At 69.8% G+C, this 16,991-nt stretch carries 13 protein-coding genes; 3 read left to right on the plus strand and 10 right to left on the minus strand.

Annotated features, from left to right (window positions below; genetic code table 11):
- Positions 1-320: 320 nt before the first annotated feature.
- Positions 321-1,523 carry a low temperature requirement protein A gene (locus ACGF3C_RS22085; RefSeq protein ID WP_357230523.1) on the minus strand — a complete coding sequence of 401 codons (1,203 nt, stop codon included), beginning with the start codon at positions 1,521-1,523 and terminating at the stop codon, positions 321-323.
- Between the two features lie 237 nt (positions 1,524-1,760).
- Between ACGF3C_RS22085 and ACGF3C_RS22090 the strand changes: the two genes are divergently transcribed.
- Together ACGF3C_RS22090 and ACGF3C_RS22095 are read left to right on the plus strand one after the other, a co-directional pair.
- A complete protein-coding gene (locus tag ACGF3C_RS22090) occupies positions 1,761-3,968 on the plus strand; it encodes a hypothetical protein (RefSeq protein ID WP_393224712.1) in 2,208 nt (735 codons plus the stop codon).
- Between the two features lie 199 nt (positions 3,969-4,167).
- Entirely contained in the window at positions 4,168-5,253 is a 1,086-nt protein-coding gene (locus tag ACGF3C_RS22095) for a hypothetical protein (protein WP_357259560.1), read from the plus strand.
- A gap of 129 nt (positions 5,254-5,382) precedes the next feature.
- Here the strand turns inward: ACGF3C_RS22095 and ACGF3C_RS22100 are convergent, their stop codons facing one another.
- From ACGF3C_RS22100 to ACGF3C_RS22125, 6 genes are all read right to left on the minus strand, one after another.
- Positions 5,383-5,775 (minus strand): nuclear transport factor 2 family protein, encoded by a 393-nt coding sequence (locus ACGF3C_RS22100; protein WP_357233610.1) that lies wholly within the window; start codon positions 5,773-5,775, stop codon positions 5,383-5,385.
- A gap of 177 nt (positions 5,776-5,952) precedes the next feature.
- Complete coding sequence (locus ACGF3C_RS22105; RefSeq protein ID WP_393224715.1) at positions 5,953-7,848, minus strand: CocE/NonD family hydrolase; 1,896 nt, start codon at positions 7,846-7,848, stop codon at positions 5,953-5,955.
- A gap of 205 nt (positions 7,849-8,053) precedes the next feature.
- Positions 8,054-8,632, minus strand: coding sequence for a TlpA family protein disulfide reductase (locus ACGF3C_RS22110; RefSeq protein WP_393224718.1), 579 nt, complete (start codon positions 8,630-8,632; stop codon positions 8,054-8,056).
- The gene (locus ACGF3C_RS22115) at positions 8,629-9,063 is read right to left on the minus strand and encodes a hypothetical protein (RefSeq protein ID WP_393224721.1); all 435 of its coding nucleotides are present in this window, start codon (positions 9,061-9,063) and stop codon (positions 8,629-8,631) included. The genes ACGF3C_RS22110 and ACGF3C_RS22115 overlap by 4 nt, the downstream gene beginning before the upstream one ends.
- A gap of 85 nt (positions 9,064-9,148) precedes the next feature.
- Positions 9,149-11,191, minus strand: coding sequence for a M6 family metalloprotease domain-containing protein (locus ACGF3C_RS22120; RefSeq protein ID WP_393224724.1), 2,043 nt, complete (start codon positions 11,189-11,191; stop codon positions 9,149-9,151).
- A 178-nt stretch (positions 11,192-11,369) separates the two neighbouring features.
- A complete protein-coding gene (locus ACGF3C_RS22125) occupies positions 11,370-12,287 on the minus strand; it encodes a dihydrodipicolinate synthase family protein (RefSeq protein ID WP_393224727.1) in 918 nt (305 codons plus the stop codon).
- A 236-nt stretch (positions 12,288-12,523) separates the two neighbouring features.
- Here ACGF3C_RS22125 and ACGF3C_RS22130 point away from each other — a divergent pair, with 236 nt between their 5' ends.
- Positions 12,524-13,753 carry a PucR family transcriptional regulator gene (locus tag ACGF3C_RS22130; protein WP_393224730.1) on the plus strand — a complete coding sequence of 410 codons (1,230 nt, stop codon included), beginning with the start codon at positions 12,524-12,526 and terminating at the stop codon, positions 13,751-13,753.
- Between the two features lie 80 nt (positions 13,754-13,833).
- Here the strand turns inward: ACGF3C_RS22130 and ACGF3C_RS22135 are convergent, their stop codons facing one another.
- The 3 genes from ACGF3C_RS22135 to ACGF3C_RS22145 all read right to left on the minus strand — a co-directional run bounded on the left by ACGF3C_RS22135 (position 13,834) and on the right by ACGF3C_RS22145 (position 16,924).
- Positions 13,834-14,919: a branched-chain amino acid aminotransferase gene (locus ACGF3C_RS22135; RefSeq protein WP_393224733.1), complete on the minus strand. Its 1,086-nt coding sequence runs from the start codon at positions 14,917-14,919 to the stop codon at positions 13,834-13,836.
- 177 nt (positions 14,920-15,096) lie between these two features.
- Positions 15,097-16,365: a CehA/McbA family metallohydrolase gene (locus ACGF3C_RS22140; protein WP_393224736.1), complete on the minus strand. Its 1,269-nt coding sequence runs from the start codon at positions 16,363-16,365 to the stop codon at positions 15,097-15,099.
- A 70-nt stretch (positions 16,366-16,435) separates the two neighbouring features.
- Positions 16,436-16,924, minus strand: a complete 489-nt coding sequence (locus tag ACGF3C_RS22145; protein WP_357232396.1) for a helix-turn-helix transcriptional regulator — start codon at positions 16,922-16,924, stop codon at positions 16,436-16,438.
- Positions 16,925-16,991: the final 67 nt, after the last annotated feature.

The raw sequence follows: 16,991 nt of genomic DNA on the forward strand, positions 1-16,991 counted from the left end.
CCTCGATCGGCAACGATGACGGCAGGCTCGGCGGATGCGCGCAGGACCTACCTAGGAGGCACCGTGACCCAGCGCTCGCAGCACCAACGGGGACGGTGCCCCGTCTGTAAACGCCTCGTACCCCTCACCGCTGACGACAGGGTTGCTCGGCACAACGGCACCATTCGTGCCTACGCCCCGCCCGAAGAGTGCCCCGGGGGTGGACAGCGAGCGGACGCCACGGGGTCATGAGCAGACAGCCGGACGATGTCCGGTTCGTCCGGCCGGACAGCAGCACGCCAGTGGCAGGCGGACCCGCCACGGTGCATAGTGTCTGCCGCTCACTTTCTGGGATTGGGCGGGTGCGGCCCTTCGGGCGGTTTCCCCCTGGCGTGGACGGCGTCGGAAGCCGCGATGCCGGCGAGGACGACGACGGCGGTGGCGGCCACGGCCAGCGGCGGCAGAAGGATCATGAACGGCGAGGCGGCGGCAAGCGCCAGAGCGCCGACGATCCGGGAGTGGGACACCCGGGCGAACACGGCGTGTTCCACCAGGGCTCGTCCGATCAGGAAAAGCATCGGTCCGCCCAGGACAACGAGGATCCACGCCGCGTTGGTGTGCCCGAACGGATGTTCGATCACGATTTCATACCCGACGGCAACAGCGACGATCCCGGCCACCATGAGTACGTGCGCGAGGAAAGCCTCTCGGATGAGATGCGCGGGCTCCGCGGCAGCTCTGATGGCTTCGGGCAACAGTTGGCCCGCCCTGAAAATGTAGACGCGAAACAGGAGCACGGTCGTGATGAATGAGACCGCGAAGGCGGCTGCGGCTCCTCCCTGCCGGAACGAGGTGTCACTGTAGGCCGACCCGGTCGTCAGAATAAGTTCACCGAGGGCGATGATGAAGAATTGTCGGTAACGCTCGGAAAGGTATTCGGCCAGGACGGGCCACTGCCGTTGGGTGGGGCGGGACCAGGGCGCGGGATAGAACAGCAGCAGTGCCGTGCCGTCGATGGCGATCGCGAGCGTCCACAACAGGCTGCGGGCCAGATCCGTCACGATCGCGCCGGCGATCCACGGCACGGCCGACAACGTGAACCAGAAGAACACTCCAGCTGCTCGGCGCTGAGCTTCGTGGCCGCGCAGTATCGGCACGATGACCAGGCCACGGATGACGTGAACCGCGACGTACGCACCGGCGAAGGCCAGACTTCTGTCACCGAACGCGTGCGGCACGGCGACTGCCATCACCAGCGCGCCGAGCATGGCCGTGTAGACCAGCACCTGAAGCTGGGGCCGCTGCGGATCGTAGAGGTCGGTGACCCACGCCGTGACGAACCACAGCACCATGAAGGCCAGCAGCAACAGCAGGGTCTCGCCGGCCTCGATGAGGACGACTCGCTGCTCGGTGAGTTCCTCAACCAGCCGCTGCGAGACCCGATTGAGGGCAAAGATGAAGACCAGGTCGAAGAAGAGTTCCAGAAGGCTTGGTCGCTGCGGTTGCCCGGGTTTCCGAAGCAGCGCTGCTGCCCTTGTCGACATGGGCCGCCCATTCCTGCCGGCTTCGCCTTCCCGGGTAATTGGTACCACGCCGGGCCGGTCGTCGAGTCGATACCCGAAGAATGCCCGGCGAACATGCCCGCCCGGATGTCGACCTCGCGCTACGAGCACGGGATTGCATCTTCCTTCGCCGGGTACGCCCGTTGCGCCACACGGGCACCCTCGGATCACCCGAGCGGGTCGGTGTGAGCCTCGTACACGCCGGGGGGCCGGTACCGGATGGATCAGCGAGACGGGGGCGGGCGCGCTGGGGCTGACGGCCTGGTGGAACTGCGGGTGCACGGGGTGTCCGCCACCGGCCCGGATGACCTGCTGGATCGACCGCACGTGCAGCAGGTGGCGGGTGACCACCGGGGCGGCTTCTACCGGCCGCGAGCGGTAGACCACGAGGACAGCGAGGCGGGCGCGGTGACGCTCGAGGCCTACCGCTGGAACAACCTGCCCGCTGGCAACGCGGTGCGAACGTTGTCGATGGTGATCCTGCTGCCCTTCATGCTGATCAACCTCGCCATCTGGATGCGTCCGGCCGGAGCCGGCGGCGACCCGGTGATCAAGGCCCTGTGCCGGTTGTTGGCGCTCACCATGACCTCGATGTACGTGCTGAGCATCGTGGGGGTCGCCCTGGATGTGATCGCGTGGAAGTGCATGTCCTCACCGGAGTGCCTGGCCGGACGTAGCTGGCTCTCCTGGCTCGGGGGGCGTCCTGCCGGACTGCGCCTGGCCGTGCTCGCACTGGCACCGGCTGCGGCCATCAGCCTGGTGTGGGGGCTCAGCGCGCGCCCGGCGCTTCCCTCTGACGCCTTCCGCGCGGCCGACCACCCTCGTGCGGCGGACCGGCTCACCGCCGTCGGCCGGTGGGACAATGAGCCACTGGTGGCACGACTGCGCTCGATTCACGTCGCGGCGGCGTTTGCCACGCTGGACCTCAGCCTGCTCGCGGCCCGGTCCGCACAGGGTATGTCGATCGGCACCGTCGCGCTGACGGCGGCTGCCGGACTTCTGTTGATCACATGCGCGGTTCTGCTCTGCACCCCACCCCTGACCACGCCCACGGAGCTGCGGCTCGACCGGTTGGCCAGCGCGCTACGCACGATCACCCTCGGTCTGACCGCGCTGGTCTGGATCCTCGTTCTGACCAGCTCGGCATGGCCGGAGCGGAACGGACTGCCCGGCTACAACCTGACCGTCGTCGGGCTGTTCATCGGTCAGACAGTGCTGCTTGCTGCCCTGGGGGTGGTGCTGTTCTGGCATCGGGGTCGAGATCCGAATGTCGCGCCCGCCCTCGGGCTCGGCGCCCTGGCGACCTCCGTAGCCGCGATCAGTCTGGCGATCACCTTCTCCGCTGAGCTGGTCTATCGGGTGTCCGACGTTCTGAACAGGGGCGCGCCCACCGCCGAGGCGTTGATAACAAGCCCGCCACGTGCGTGCATCTGGGCGATTCTCGGCTTCTCGCTGGCGGTGCTGGTGACGCTGGCCGTCGCCGCGGTGGTGTCGGTGGCGTCACGGCCGGGACGGATCCGGGCCGCGTCGGCAATCGTTGCTCGTGACTTCCCGGACGCGCCGCCCGATGCCGCACCGCGACTGCGCCAGGTGCGCAAGACCTTGGCCCGCGCCCGGTTCACCGAGCGGCTGTTACCGCTCGCGGTGCTCTACGCCTGCCTCGCCGGGATCGGTATAGCAGCGGTCGCGCTCGGCCTGCTGCCGACGCCTCCCGGCGAACTGGTCCAGCGCTACGTCGGGTTGCCGATCAGCTTCGTCAACTTCAGCATCGGTGTCGGCAGCTATCTGATCGCCGCTCTCATCGTCGGCACGGTCCTCGGTGGAATCTTCGCCCATCGCACCCCGTGGTTCCGCCGGTACGTCGGCGTGCTGTGGGACCTGGGCACGTTCTGGCCCAGGTCCGCGCACCCGTTCGCGCCACCGTGCTACGCCGAACGGGCCGTTCCCGAACTGACCTGCCGGATCACCCACCTCGTCGACTCCGGTAACGCGGTGGTGCTCACCGGGCACAGCCACGGCTCCGTCCTGCTCGCCGCGACGGTGCTCCAACTGCCGCCGCGGGTCACCGACCGGGTCGGGCTGCTGACCCACGGGTCGCCCCTCCGACGGTTGTACGCCCGCCTCTTTCCCGCGTACGTCAACGACGAGGTGATCCACGAGATCGCCGACCGGGTGGACTGGCGGTGGGTGAATCTGTGGCGGGACACCGACCCCATCGGGGGTCGCGTCTTTCCGCCGCAGGGCCCCGACAAGGCACCCTCGGCGTGCGACCGGGAGGCGACGGTGGACCGACGGCTTCGCGACCCGTACGCCGTCACACCTCCGTCCGGCGACATCTTCCCGCCACCGATCAAAGGACACCGGCCCTGCGAATCGGAGAAGGCGTTCACTGACGCGGTGCGCCACCTGGCCGACCAGATCCGCTGAGCAAGCGGTCGCGCGCCGGCTGCTCCGCGTCGTTCTCCGGGCCCGCCGTCCGGGCTGCCTGAGGTCTTGCCTGCACTGCTCAGAAGTCGGGCCACGAGTAGCGGACAGCCGACACCGGAGCACAATGTAGCCGACTGTGACCATCAGATCACCACGCGCACACTCCTCTCCGACATGTTCCCGTCGACTGGAGGAACAGATGCGTCTCCGATCGTTCGTCACCACGGCACTGGCCGCCGTCCTGGCCGCCGGCGCACTCGCGCCGCCCACACCGGCCGCGGCGGCCACCGCCGACCGCTGGGGCTTCGCGTACGTCAAGGACCCCACAGTGCCGGTCTGGACCGTGCTGGACACCAGCCGGCAGTGGGGCAGCTGGAAGACCGCCTTCCCAGCCGCCTGGGCCGACGGCATCAAGCTCGCCCCCGGCCGGTTCCAGGTCCGTTTCCCGCAGATCGGTGCCAGCTCACGCGGCGTGCCGCACGTGACCCCGGTGAACCGGACCGGTCACTACTGCGAGGTGGTCCGCTGGTTCCAGTCCGGCACCGACGAGATCGTCGACGTGCAGTGCCACAAGCCGGGCGGCACGCGCGACGACACTCCGTTCACAGTGCTCTGGACGACCAGCTCGGGCGTGCTGCCGGCCGGAACCTCCCACGCGTACGTGCAGTGGAGCAGCGGGCTGGTGGCGCAGTCGTACAACTCCACCGGTGGCGTGAACACGGTCGGGCCGCTGGGCGTCGGGCAGTACCTTGTGCGGCTGCCCGGGGTGGGATTGGCCGATCTGCTTGCCGGCAACGTGCAGGTCACCGCCGTACAGCCGAACGCCGGTCCCCGCCGCTGCAAGGTCTACTCCTGGAGCGCGGTCGGCACCGGCGTGCAGGTGTACGTCTTCTGCTACGACCAGGCGGGCGCGTTCATCAACACCGACTTCGCCCTCTCGTACCACCGTCGGCGGCCGGTGATCGGCTCCCTCGGCCCACCCTCGTACTTCGGCTACCTCGGTACCGCCGTCGGCGGGCCGACAAACGACAACTCGGTGCTCGGCGTCGGCGCGAACACCGTGGCGCCGCTGGCGCCCTCGGGCCGCTACCTGGCGACCTTCCCGCAGATCGGCATCAAGGAGACGCACGCCCAGGTGGTGGCGCAGGGCGCCGGCAGCAACTACTGCCACCTCACCCAACCCTGGCCGTACACCACCAACGCCGACGTCGACGTGATCTGCTTCGACAACACCGGCGCGGTCACCCCGCACAGGTTCCTGGCCACCTTCACCTCCCGGCTCTGACGCCGGGCCGCGCCGGCGGTAGCGCTTCCGTTGCTGCCGGCGCGGTCGTGGCCCGGCGCTCGTGGTGGATCGTCGACCTGGGATGTGTGGACCAGACGGCGTCCGACGAGCGACCGGCTGCGGCCCGAGCTAGCCGGCGGTCGCCTCCCGCTGGATCTGCTCGAACTGGGCGGCCATCGCGGCGGCCAGAGTCTGCGCGGCGGACAGTGGGCGAACCATGACCGTGAACTCGTCGATCAGACCGGTTTCGTCCAGGTGCAGGAAGTCGCAACCTTCGACGACGACGTCGCCAATCCTCGCCTCGAACACCAGCGCGTGATCGCGGCCCCCGTCACCGCTCAGCTCACGGGTGTATCGGAAGTCCTCGAAGACCCGCAGCACGCCGCGCAGGATCGCCGCGGTGATGGCCTTTCCCGGGTAGGGCTTGAACGCCACCGGACTGCGGAAGACCACGTCGTCGGCAAGGGCTGCCGTGATGGCATCGGGATCGCGTGCTTCAACTGCCGCGCGGAAGTCGATCACCACGCCAGCGTACGGGGTCTTCGCGGCAGCCGCGTGCCCAGTACTCGTCGAGCCTGCACCGCGCAGCAGCCTGGTGTGGCAGGCGGGACGGCCCGGCGATCGTCGGCCCTCCGCGGAGGTTTGATCGCCGGGCCGCCCCGGTGACGAGCCGCGCAGGGCGGCCCGTCGATCAGCCGGTCAGAGGCCGGCGGCGTGCGCGGCGGCGGTACCGCCGACCACAGGCAGGACGATGTTGCTGCTCTTCAGAGCGACCTGCAGGTTCGCGGCGGTGGTGTCCGCCTGGCTGGAGTACTGCGGGTAGCTGGCCACGATGATCACGCCGATCCGGTGGCCGGGCTTGAAGACATAGTCCTCGGGCAGCAGCGGGAAGCTGAAGTTGTACGACTCCCCCTGCACCAGCGGCACGGCGACGCGGATCGACTGCCGGTTCTGGGCGTCCATGATGCCCTTGGTGACCAGCTCGTAGTCGGCCGTGGCCACCCGCTTCGCGGTCTGCTTGTAGCAGCCGTCGTCGGTCGGGCTGCTCTGGCCCCAGCAGTCCTCAGTGGTCAGGGTGATGATGCCCTCGCCGGAGGCCCGGTGCGCCACCCGCTCGTCGGTGCCGTAGTCGACCAGGATCGCCCCGAGGTTGGTGTCGGTCTGGTCGGCGGAGGCCCGCAGTTGCACTGTGGGTGTGCCGGAGATGTGCAGCGGCGCGGAGAGTGGCGCGGAGAGGAAGGCCAGCCGGTTGGGCTGCACCACGTCCGGGTTGAGGATCATGGTGTTCTGGCTCTGCGTGCGGCTGTCCTGGAACGCCCCGGGCGCCGGCTTCGCGGTGGGCACCAGCCCGAGACCGCCCGCGCCGGTGGTGGCGGGCTGCAGGAACACCTCAGTGTCCGCCTTGCCGGGGATCGGCCAGTCGGCGTGGGTCTCCCACACGTCGGCGGAGCGCTCCAGGTCCACCCGCGGCTCGTCCATGATGCCGTTGGCGACGTTCTGCAGCCAGAAGTCGAACCACCGGTGCAGCGTCGACACCCACACCGCGCGGCGCGAGTCGAACGGGTCGACGTGGCCCTCCTGCGACAGCCACAGCTTGCGCGGCACGTTGTTCTCCGCCAGGGCATACCAGAACTTGCTGAAGTGGTCCGGCCGGACGTTGTCGTCGTTGAGGCCGTGGTAGAGCAGCACGCTGGCGGTGACGTTGGGGACCTTCTTGACGTAGCTGCGCTCGTTCCAGAAGGCCGTGTAGTCGCCGTGCTCGTCGCCGTCGGCGGCGCCGATCGCGTCGCGCACCGGCTTGCAGTAGTCCCGCCGCTCGGGGTTGGTGACCGTGTTGGCCAGCGACGACACGTAGCTGTTGCCACGGGTGACCACGCCGTTGCTGCGCACGTAGTCGTAGTACTCGGTCGGTCCGCTGATGGGCACGACAGTGGTCAGGCCCTTCACGCCGGTCACCGCCGTGGCCATGGCCAGCGAGCCGTCGTACGACTTGCCGATCATCCCCGTCCTGCCGTTGTGCCAGTCGGCCTTGACGACCTCACCGGCGGCGTTACGGGCGGTGGCCCGGCCGTTGAGCCAGTTGATGGCCTGCTTGGCGCTGAGGTTGTCCTGGTTGGCGTTGGTGGTCGGGCAGCCGGTGGAGTTGTTGGTGCCGACCATGTCCAGCAGGATGACCGCGTAGCCGCGCGGCACGAAGTAGTTGTCGTAGAACAGCGGCCACTTGTCGAGCAGCCCGTCGCCGTCGAGGTCCGCCTTGCACTCGGACTCGTTGCCTCGGCAGACCGTCGAGTAGTAGGGGCTGGCGTCCATCACCACGGGGGCCTTGAGCCCCTGCGCGGTGGCCGCCGGCCGCATCAGGTCGAACGCGATGATGTCGCGCAGACCGTCGTTGTCGCTGTCGAAGGTGGAGTCGATGAACAGGCGTTCCCGAATGGCGTCGGCGTAGCCGAACACCGGCTGGGTGACGCCGTCCTGCACGACGATCGACGGCGGGCCGTCCGCCGCCTGCGCCTGCGGCGCCGCACCGAGGGCGGCGAGCACAGTCGCGGACAGTACGGCCACGCCTGTGCGCCAGCGCGTTCCCACTGTAGGCATGCAATCTCCTTGATGTGTCCGAGGCTGCGTACGCTACGAGCCGACGGCCTTGTGCCACCACCTGCACGTGTAGGAACTTCACCGGGTGTGGTTCGACGGGGCGCGGCCCTCGTCGGCGGGCAGCCGCGCTCGGGGTACGGAAGTGCCTCGGTGCGGCGCCGGCCGGTGCCGGGTCGGCGCCGCACCGAGGTGCTGGGGGACGGGACTATGGCTGGTCGGCCAGCACCAGTTCCCGCAGCCGCCGGTCGAGTGTGGGGGCGTCCAGGCCGCCCGGCCAGCCGCGGAGCAGGGCGCCGCCCTTGGCCACCAGCACGACGGCCGGGGGCTCCCGCACCGCGTACGAACGCCAGATCGTCTGCTGGTCGTCCACGACGATCGGGTACTCCACCCGGTGAGCGCGGAGGTAGTCCTGGACCTCGTCGGCCTGGTCCGCGCCGGCCACGCCGACGAAGACCACCCGGTCCCGGTAGCTGCGGGCCAGATCACTGAGGGCGGCCTGGTTGCTGGCGCAGGTGGTGCACCAGGAGCTGAAGAAGGTGAGCACGACGGGACGCTGCGCCCACAGCTCGGCGGCGGCGAACGGTGTGCCGTCGGTCAGCGCGCCGGTGAACGCCGGGGCGGCCGGGGCGGTGCCGGGCACCGGCCGCAGCGCCAGGTCGGCGGGGACCGGCCCGGGCAGCGCCGTCGCGCCGCCGGCGGGCGTCGGCGCGCGCTCGGGATCGGGCGTGCTGCATCCGCCCAGCAGCGCCGCCGCGAGCAACAGCGGCAGGAGTGCCCGCCTCATGAGGGGACCACCGCCACCAGCGCCGGGCCCTCGCTGGTGTCCGGCGTCAGGTCGAGTGCCGGCTGGCCGTCCACCTCCAGTCGGTACGAGTCCCGCTGCGGCACGCGCACACCGACGGCGAACTCGCAGTAGGTGGGCAGGCGCTCGACCCCCAGGTCCTCGGCGAAGGCCGCCACGGCGGTCCCCGCCGGCAGCCGCCCGCTGGCCAGCGCCGCTCCGTCGGGGTCGAGCACGCGGAACGATGCCCGGTTGTGGAAGTGCTGGTAGGGACCGGTCCCGGCGCAGTCCACGCCCGCGGCCCGGATGTTGATGTCGCGAACAAGGACCCGGACGGTCGTCGGGGAGACCGCCTCCTCGGCAGCGCCGACGGCACCGCAGCCGGTCGCGCCGGCCAGCAGCAGGGGCAGCAGAGCCATGGTGCTTCGCCGCACGTCATCCTCCTTCCGTCCGCCTGCCGGGTCCGCGGCGGCAGGCCGCCGCGGACCCGGCAGGAACGGGGTCAACCTTGGGCGTCGATCAGGACTTCTCGACCCGGCACTGCTTGGTCTCCGTCTTCGTCGGGTCACTCTCCGAGGTCGCGGTGAGCTTCACGAAACCGGTGGTCGCGGCGGCGGCGGTGGCACCCACCGACACCTTGACAGTGGTGGCCTTACCGAACTGCGCGGTGGCGAGCTGGTTGGGCACCCAGGTCCGCCAGCCCTTGCCAGCTACCTCCGCCGACAGGCGGTAGACGTCCGACTTCAGGTACGCGCTGACGTTCTCCGGGTGCTGCTGGCCGCCGGCCGAGTACGAGCCGGTGTTGGTCAGCTCGAACGAGCAGGTCACCCCGCGGTTGGTCGGCTTGCCGCCGCCGGTCACCTCGCCCTTGCCCAACGTCACGCCGTGACTGCTCGGCCCGCCGGTGCCGTCGAGCGAACGCACCGCCACGGTGTAGGAGAGCGAGCCGGCCGAGTCCCGCTTGAGGTCGATGATGTAGAAGTGCAGTCGGTTCGCCTCGTCGACGTACTCGTACTGGCTGCCGGTGTCCGCGCCGGCGTGGAACAGCGCGTCGGAGAGCTGCCGGTAGTCCCCCATGGTGATCTTCTGCGGGGTGCCGTCGGGGCGGTAGAAGTCGATCATGTTGATGTCCTGCGGGTTGGCGTCCACCACCCACTGGAACGGCGCGCTGTCGGCGTTCTTCGTCTTGCTGACCAGCACGCCGCTGTCCGGGGTGAAGGAGTCCGCGCCCATCCGGTCGACGACCTCGACTGTGTAGTTGTTGAAGTTGCCACCGTCGCACAACGGGTCGGTGGTGACACCGCACGTCGGCGACAGGTCCTTGTTCAAGGCGATGTTGACGCCGCTCAGACCCTTCGGGCCGGCGTCGACCGCCCGAGCCGTGACCTGTGCGACCACCAGGCCCGAGGAGGCCAACGACTCCCGCGACAACCGCAGCACGTGCTCCTCACCGAGCAGGCCGATCTTGAGCTTGTCCCGCAGGGTGTGCAGCGAACCCATCGAGCCGCCGTTGGTCGGCGGGATCTGCCAGCGGGTGTGCGGACCGCCCGGGCCGTTGAACGACCCTCGCGACATCATGCTCCAGATCCCGGTGTACGCCCTGCGCAGCGGCTCGCCGTACGGGTTGTTGTAGTTGTCGCCGATGCCCAGCAGATGGGACAGCTCGTGGGCGTAGACGCCCATGCCGGAGCTCTCCCCCTGCGTCGAGGAACCGCCGCCGGCGTTCGGCCACAGTGTCGCCGCCGCCTTCCACGAGGTCCAGTCCACGTAGCGGGTCTTCGCCCAGTTCGGCAGGTTGGGGTCCGGCGGGCCCCAGGCGTCCGGCACGTCCTCCTTGTTCTGGAAGATCATTTGCCCGAACTCCTGCCAGGTCGACGACTCGTCCTGGCCGGCGCTGAGGATGAACACCAACTCGTACTGGTTGGCGACCTCCTCGCCGACGGCCGCCCGCCAGGCGCCCAGGCCGTCGGTGCGGATGTTCTTGCCGCACACGTCCCCGCTCGGGCAGGCGCCCGGGTTGAACCCGTTGTCCAGCCCGTACTGGTAGGACTTGGCCGGCATCTGGTACGGCCCGAACCCGGTGAGGTCGACGCCGTAGCGGCCGTTGGAGTCCTGCATCCAGTACTCGTGCAGGGTGTGACCCTTGTTGAGGGTGTTCGGGGTGTTCAGGAAGTCCTGGTAGAACTTCGGCACGTCCGCCCGGGGGATGTTTGTCGCGACGGACTGGGGGTTGCCGAAGACCGTCGATCGGGCCCGCTGGGAGACCGCGAACGTCTCGTCCGGATAGTCGAGGGCCACCAGGGCGATCTTGAAGTTGCGGACCGAACCGGACACGCTCGGGTCGGCCCAGTTCTTGCCGGGCACGGCCTTGTAGTCGTTCCAGGTCATCGTGTCCGGGTTCTGCCAGGCCTGCGGATCGAGGACCTGGAACGGCGCGGTGCCGCCGGCCGGGTTGGCCGGGGCCGCGGCGGCCTGCGCCGCCCCGGTAGCCACGAGCGTGGTCACCACGGCGGCGGCCAGCACGGCCCGCCTCAGCCGGGCTCGGTTGGGGGTACGGTGCACGAAACCACCTCTCGTCGGAGGAAACGCGGTGCCGGCGCCCCGGCGGGGGCTTTCGCGAAGCGCCTGTCAGCAAGCCGCGCAGCGAATCTAGGAGGGCGGGTCGGTGCCGGTCACCGTGCAGATGTCGGCAGGTGAGCCGGCCACTTCCGACACCTGAAGGACCGACGCCCCCGACGGCTCAGCCAGGGGAGGCTCCGGAGGCCGGTTCGGTGGTCGCCGCCAGGGCCCTCCGCACGTCCCGGCGTACCCGGTCGACGGCGGCCTCGGACAGGGGTCCGCGCGGCGGGCGGCACCGCCCACCGAACCGTCCGGCGCACTCCATGGCGAGCTTGACGGCCTGCACCGACTCGGGCCGGGAGGCCCAACCGAGGATCGGGTGCAGTTCGGCGTAGAGCGGCAGCGCCCGGCCCAGGTCGCGGGCGACGCACAGCTCGTACAGGCGCACGGACTGGCGGGGCAGCGCGTTGGGCAGGGTGGCGACCCAGCCGGTGGCGCCGCACAGCACCAGCTCTAGCACCACGTCGTCGGCGCCGACCAGCACGTCGACGTGGGGGCAGAGGTCCCGCAGGCGATGCAACCTGCGTACGTCGCCGGTGACCTCCTTGACCGCGACGATCCCGTCGATCTCGGCTACGGTCGCCAGCAGGTCCGGTGTGAGGTCCAACCGGGTGTCGGACGGCTCGTTGTGCGCGACCACCGGCAGGCCGACCGCCGCCACCTCCCGATAGTGGGCGACCACGTCGGCGGGGCGGGCAGCGGGCCCTTCGGGTGGCCGCGCCAGCACGCCGTGGGCACCGGCCTCGGCGGCCTGCTCCGTCCAGCGGCGGGCCTGTCTGCTGCCGTAGCCACCGACGCCGGGCACCACCGCGCAGCCGGGCGGCGCGGCCTGCACCGTCGCCTGAACCACGGCGGCCCGCTCGTCGTCGGTGAGAGCCCGGTACTCCCCCACCGACGCGCACGGCGCGACCCCGTGGCACCCCTCGGCAGCGAGCCAGCGGACGTGTTCCTGGAGCTTGTCGACGTCGACCGACAGGTCGGCGCGGAACGGCGTGGTGATGGAGACCAACACGCCCCGCCAGGGCCTACCAGTTCCCACTCGCAAGCCCCCTCTCCGCCGGCACCGCCAGGTGTGGCTGCGCCGACGCGATCCGTACCGGAACCCTAGGAACGTCCGCCGTCGCGGTCTTCGGACAGATGCCGGAACAGCCGCGTCACCGCCCGTCTTTTTGTCGTGACTTCAACAGTGGACCTTGCGCGATGACCCATCGGCACCGGAGGGTAAGGACTGGCGGTCGCGCGATCCCTGTCACGCAGCGCAACCAGGGGAGTTATATGCACGGTGAGCTCCAGCGAATCGTGGACGCCGTCGCCGCCCGGGTGGGGCGACCCGCCCTCATCGAGGATCGCCGACAGCGGGTGGTCGCCTACAGCGAGCACGACGGTCCGATGGACGACGTCCGGCGGACGTCGATCCTGCGCCGGCAGACGACGCCGGAGGTGATCGCCTGGTTCCGGGACATGGGCGTGCTCACGGCTCACGCGCCGATCCGCACCCCCGCGTGCGCCGAACTGGACCTGCTGGCAAGGGTGTGCGTGCCGATCCGGCACGACGACCTGCTGCTCGGGTTCGTCTGGTTCATCGACGCGGACGGTTCGATGACCGATGCCGACATCGCCACCGCGACCGGCCCCTTCGCCGACCTGTCGCTGGCCCTGTACCGGGAGAACCTGCTCGGTGAGCTCGCCTCCCAGCGGGAGACCGAGGCCACCCGTACCCTGCTGGTGGAGAGCCGGCAGGCGCGCGAGCACGCGGCGCGGGCGCTGCTGGAGGAGGGCGTGGTGGTCGCCGACGGGTTGACTGTCGCGCTCGTCGCCCAGCTCGTGCCGGCCGCCGGGCGGCAGCCCGACGAGGTGGCCCGGATCGCCCTGGAACAGGCCCTGGTCAACACCCGCCGCTGGATCGGCGTGCGGGAGACGCTGCACCTGGTCTGGCACGACCACGGGGTGCTGCTGGTCTGCGGCGACCGGGTCGCCGGCCGACCCTCGCCGGAAGCCTCCGCCGGGCACCTCAACGACGCGCTGGGCACCGCGACCCGGGGCCTGGCGTCGGTGGACCGGACGGTGACCGGGATCGGCCAGCCTCGTGCCGGGCTGTCCGACGCTGTGGAGTCCTACCAGGAGGCCGCGCAGGCCGCCCGGGTCGGCACGCAACTGCCCGCGCTGGGCGGGGTGGTCTCCTGGGCCGGCCTCGGCATCTACCGGGTGCTGTCGCAACTGGACGCTCAGCACCTCGCCGTCGCGGGCGTCCATCCCGGGCTGGAGCGGTTGCTGCGCGACGATGCCCACCAGGTGCTGCTGGAGACCCTGGAGGCCTACCTGGACCTGGCGGGCAACGCGCACGCCACCGCCGAGAAGCTCCGCTTGCACCGGACGACCCTCTACTACCGGCTGCAACGGGTGGAACAGCTCGCCGGGACCGACCTCAAGGACGGCAACGAACGACTGTGCCTGCACCTGGCCATGAAGCTCGGTCGGCTCACCGGCCACTACCGCACGCCGTGACGCCGCCGCCCGCCGGTGGGGCACAGCGGACAGCAGCGGCTGGTCTCAGCGGCCGTCGGGATGGTCCCCGGCGTTCCTCGTCAGACGAGGCGGGTCATCCACCCGTACGGGTCGGCGGCCCGACCGTACTGGATGTCGAGCAGGTGGCGGCGCAGCCGCATGGTCACCGAGTCCTCGGCGCCGGCCTTCGAGGCCGTCACCTCGCCACCTTCCCAGACCAGGCGCCCGACCGGCGTGACCACGGCGCCGGTGCCACACGCGAAGACCTCGGTGATCGCGCCGGAGGCCACACCCTCCTGCCATTCCCTGATCTCCACCGGGCGCTCCTCGACCTGCAGGCCCAGATCCTTGGCGAGGATGAGGATCGAAGCCCGGGTGACGCCCTCGAGGATCGTGCCGAGTGCCGGGGTGACTATCCGTCTGTCGGCAGTGATGAAGTAGAGGTTCATGCCGCCGAGCTCCTCCACGTAGCGGCCCTCGGCGGCGTCCAGGAAACAGACCTGCTCACAGCCGTGCTCGGCGGCCTCGACCATCGGCGCCAGGCTGGAGGCGTAGTTGCCGCCGCACTTCGCCTCGCCCGTGCCGCCCCGCGCCGCCCGGGTGTACTCGGTGGAGAGCCAGATGGAGACCGGCTTGACGCCACCGGAGAAATACGCGCCGACGGGGCAGGCGATCACCATGTAGGTGATCTCCTTCGCCGGGCGAACCCCCAGGAACGGCTCAGAGCCGAACATGAACGGCCGCAGGTAGACGCTGTATTCGTCTTCGTCCGGCACCCACACCTGATCCGCACGGACCAGTCCTTCGACCGAGGCCATGAAGTCCGGCACCGGCAGCTCGGGCAGTGCCAGCCGCCGGGCGGACCGGGCGAAGCGCTCGCCGTTGGCGTGCGGCCGGAACGACCAGATCGAGCCGTCTCGGTGCCGGTACGCCTTCATGCCCTCGAAGATCTCCTGGGCGTAGTGCAGTACGGCCGCCGCGGGGTGCATGAGGATCGGACCGAAGGGGATGATCTCGGAGTCCTGCCAGCCGCCGTCGGGCCTCCACACCGCCCGTGCCATGTGGTCGGTGAAGTGCGTGCCGAACCCCGGATTGGCCATGATCTCGGCTCGCCGCTGCGCGCTCGCCGGGCTCGGATTCTGGTGCAACGGGAACGACAGGCTCATCGCCGGGTCCTCTCAGGGGCCGCATCCCTGGGCGCTCAGGTCACCGAGCACGAACACGCAGGGGAGGTTGTCGGATGACGGCTGAAGAATACCGACGGTGCTGTCACCGACAGTAGACAGACCGAGGCGAGAGCTACCTCCCCGTCACGCCGCCCGGCATCCCGATCCAGATACGGGTCAGGGCCGGAGCCACCAGGGGCTGGTGTAGGCCACCGCGAAGTCGTTACACAGGTGGCCGACTGGGCCGGGGGTGGCGTTGGGCACCGACGGGTCGGAGATCCGGAGCACCACCCAGTCGCCGTCGGCGACGTTGAGGGGCACTGTGAAGTCGGTGACCTGACCGTTGACGGTGTCGATGACGTCGACGACGGTCGGCGCCGAGGTGCCGGGACGGAGGACCTGGATCCGCAGGGGCTTGCCGTCCCAGGCCGAGCCGCGGTCCAGGTCCAGCAGGAACCGTACGTCGCCGGAGGTCACGTTCAGCACCCCACCCATGCGTACACCGTTGGCGGTGGCGTCCACCCGTAGACCCGAGACGCGTGTGGCGAAGGAACGGCGGGCGGCCATCGCCTCGAACACCGCGGCGCGGGTGTTCTCGGCGACCCACAGTCCGCTGCGGCCCTTACCCTCGTGGAAGCCCCAACTGGTGCCGTGCTCGTCGGTGACGCCGGTCAGAGCCGGCCGCCAACCGGCGTTCAGGCAGGCCACCAGCGGCGACGTCGCACCCGACGACCAGCCCTCGAAGAGAAAGTCGTCGGTCCGGTTGAACATCTCCAGCCCCACGAGTTGATCGCGGGCCGAGGCGTTGAAGGAGAAGTTGTTGAACCGGCCCGCCTCCCGACCGGGGTGGTTGAAGCTCGCCAGACCCCCGGGTCGGCCGGTGAGCCAGTTGTACAGGCTGCCGGGGCTGCTGGCCCGCAACAGGTCGGCGAAGTCGGAGGTGTTCCAGACGTTGATGTGCCCCTGCAACGGGTGCGACCACTCGAACCCGCGGACAGCGGTGAACTGACCCGGGTCGTTGGCGGCGTTGGCCAGGTCGCCGGTGGTCCGCCACTCGGACGAGCTGAGCCCGTCGATGGCGAAGAGAGTGGCGTGATCGGTCAGGGCCGCGACGTCCAGACCGGCCTCGCGCATCGACGCGAATGCGGCTTCGGCGCTGCCGTCACCGTCGGACATGACAGTGTGGTTGTGCATGTCCGTGTGGACCAACGTCGTGCCCTGGGTGATTCGGGATGACCGGCTGGCGCCGGCCGCCGCGGTCGGAGCGCCGGCCATCGTCGTATTGGCCGCCCTGGCGGCGGTCGGCAGCGCGGCCAGCATCAGCGTGCCGCCAGCACCGGCCAGAAGCGCCCGTCGGCCGAAGCCTGCGGGGAGATCAACCTGGCCGTACGGCGCGTCGTCGTCGGATCCGTGGTCAAGATGGCAGTGGTGTGGGTGATGTCCCATCATAGGGATATTGATGTAGATAGTTTTGTCTGGGACGTCAAGCCGAGTCGTCGGTCAGACGAACACCTCGTTACGCCTCGAACCGCAGCGGCCTCACCACGGCCGGCGGTGCGCCATCCGATCGGAGCGCGACATGTGCGCCCCGTCTCGCCAGTTCGCGGCGCGAGGCGATGCCGAGCTTGCGGAAGATCTTGCGTAGGTGATAGTCCACGGTGCTCGGGCTGATGAACATCTGTGCCGCCACCTCGCGATTGGAGGCACCGCCCGATACCCTCCGTGCGATGTCCCGCTCCTGGCTGGTCAGGCAGCGGCTCTGGGTGAAGTGGTTTGTCGTATCGTCACCGGCCAGCCTGCTGCGCAGTTCGCGGCGTGATGCGACGCCGAGCCGGTGGAACACTCCGCGCAGGTGATGTTTGACGGTGTGGGTGCTGATGACCAGGTTCGCCGCGACCTCGACGTTTGTGGAGCCGGCCGCCACCAGTAGGGCGATCTGTTCCTGCCGCGGGGTCAGTACCGCATCGGGAAGGGCTCGGGCAGGCTCGGTTACGACGCGGTGCATGGTGCTCCTCGGGCGAGGGTTCGGGGTCTCGACGACGATCCGATCGCACCGCGGTGCACGACGAGTG

It is taken from the genome of Micromonospora sp. NPDC047762 (genome assembly GCF_043204655.1).
Classification (GTDB): domain Bacteria; phylum Actinomycetota; class Actinomycetes; order Mycobacteriales; family Micromonosporaceae; genus Micromonospora.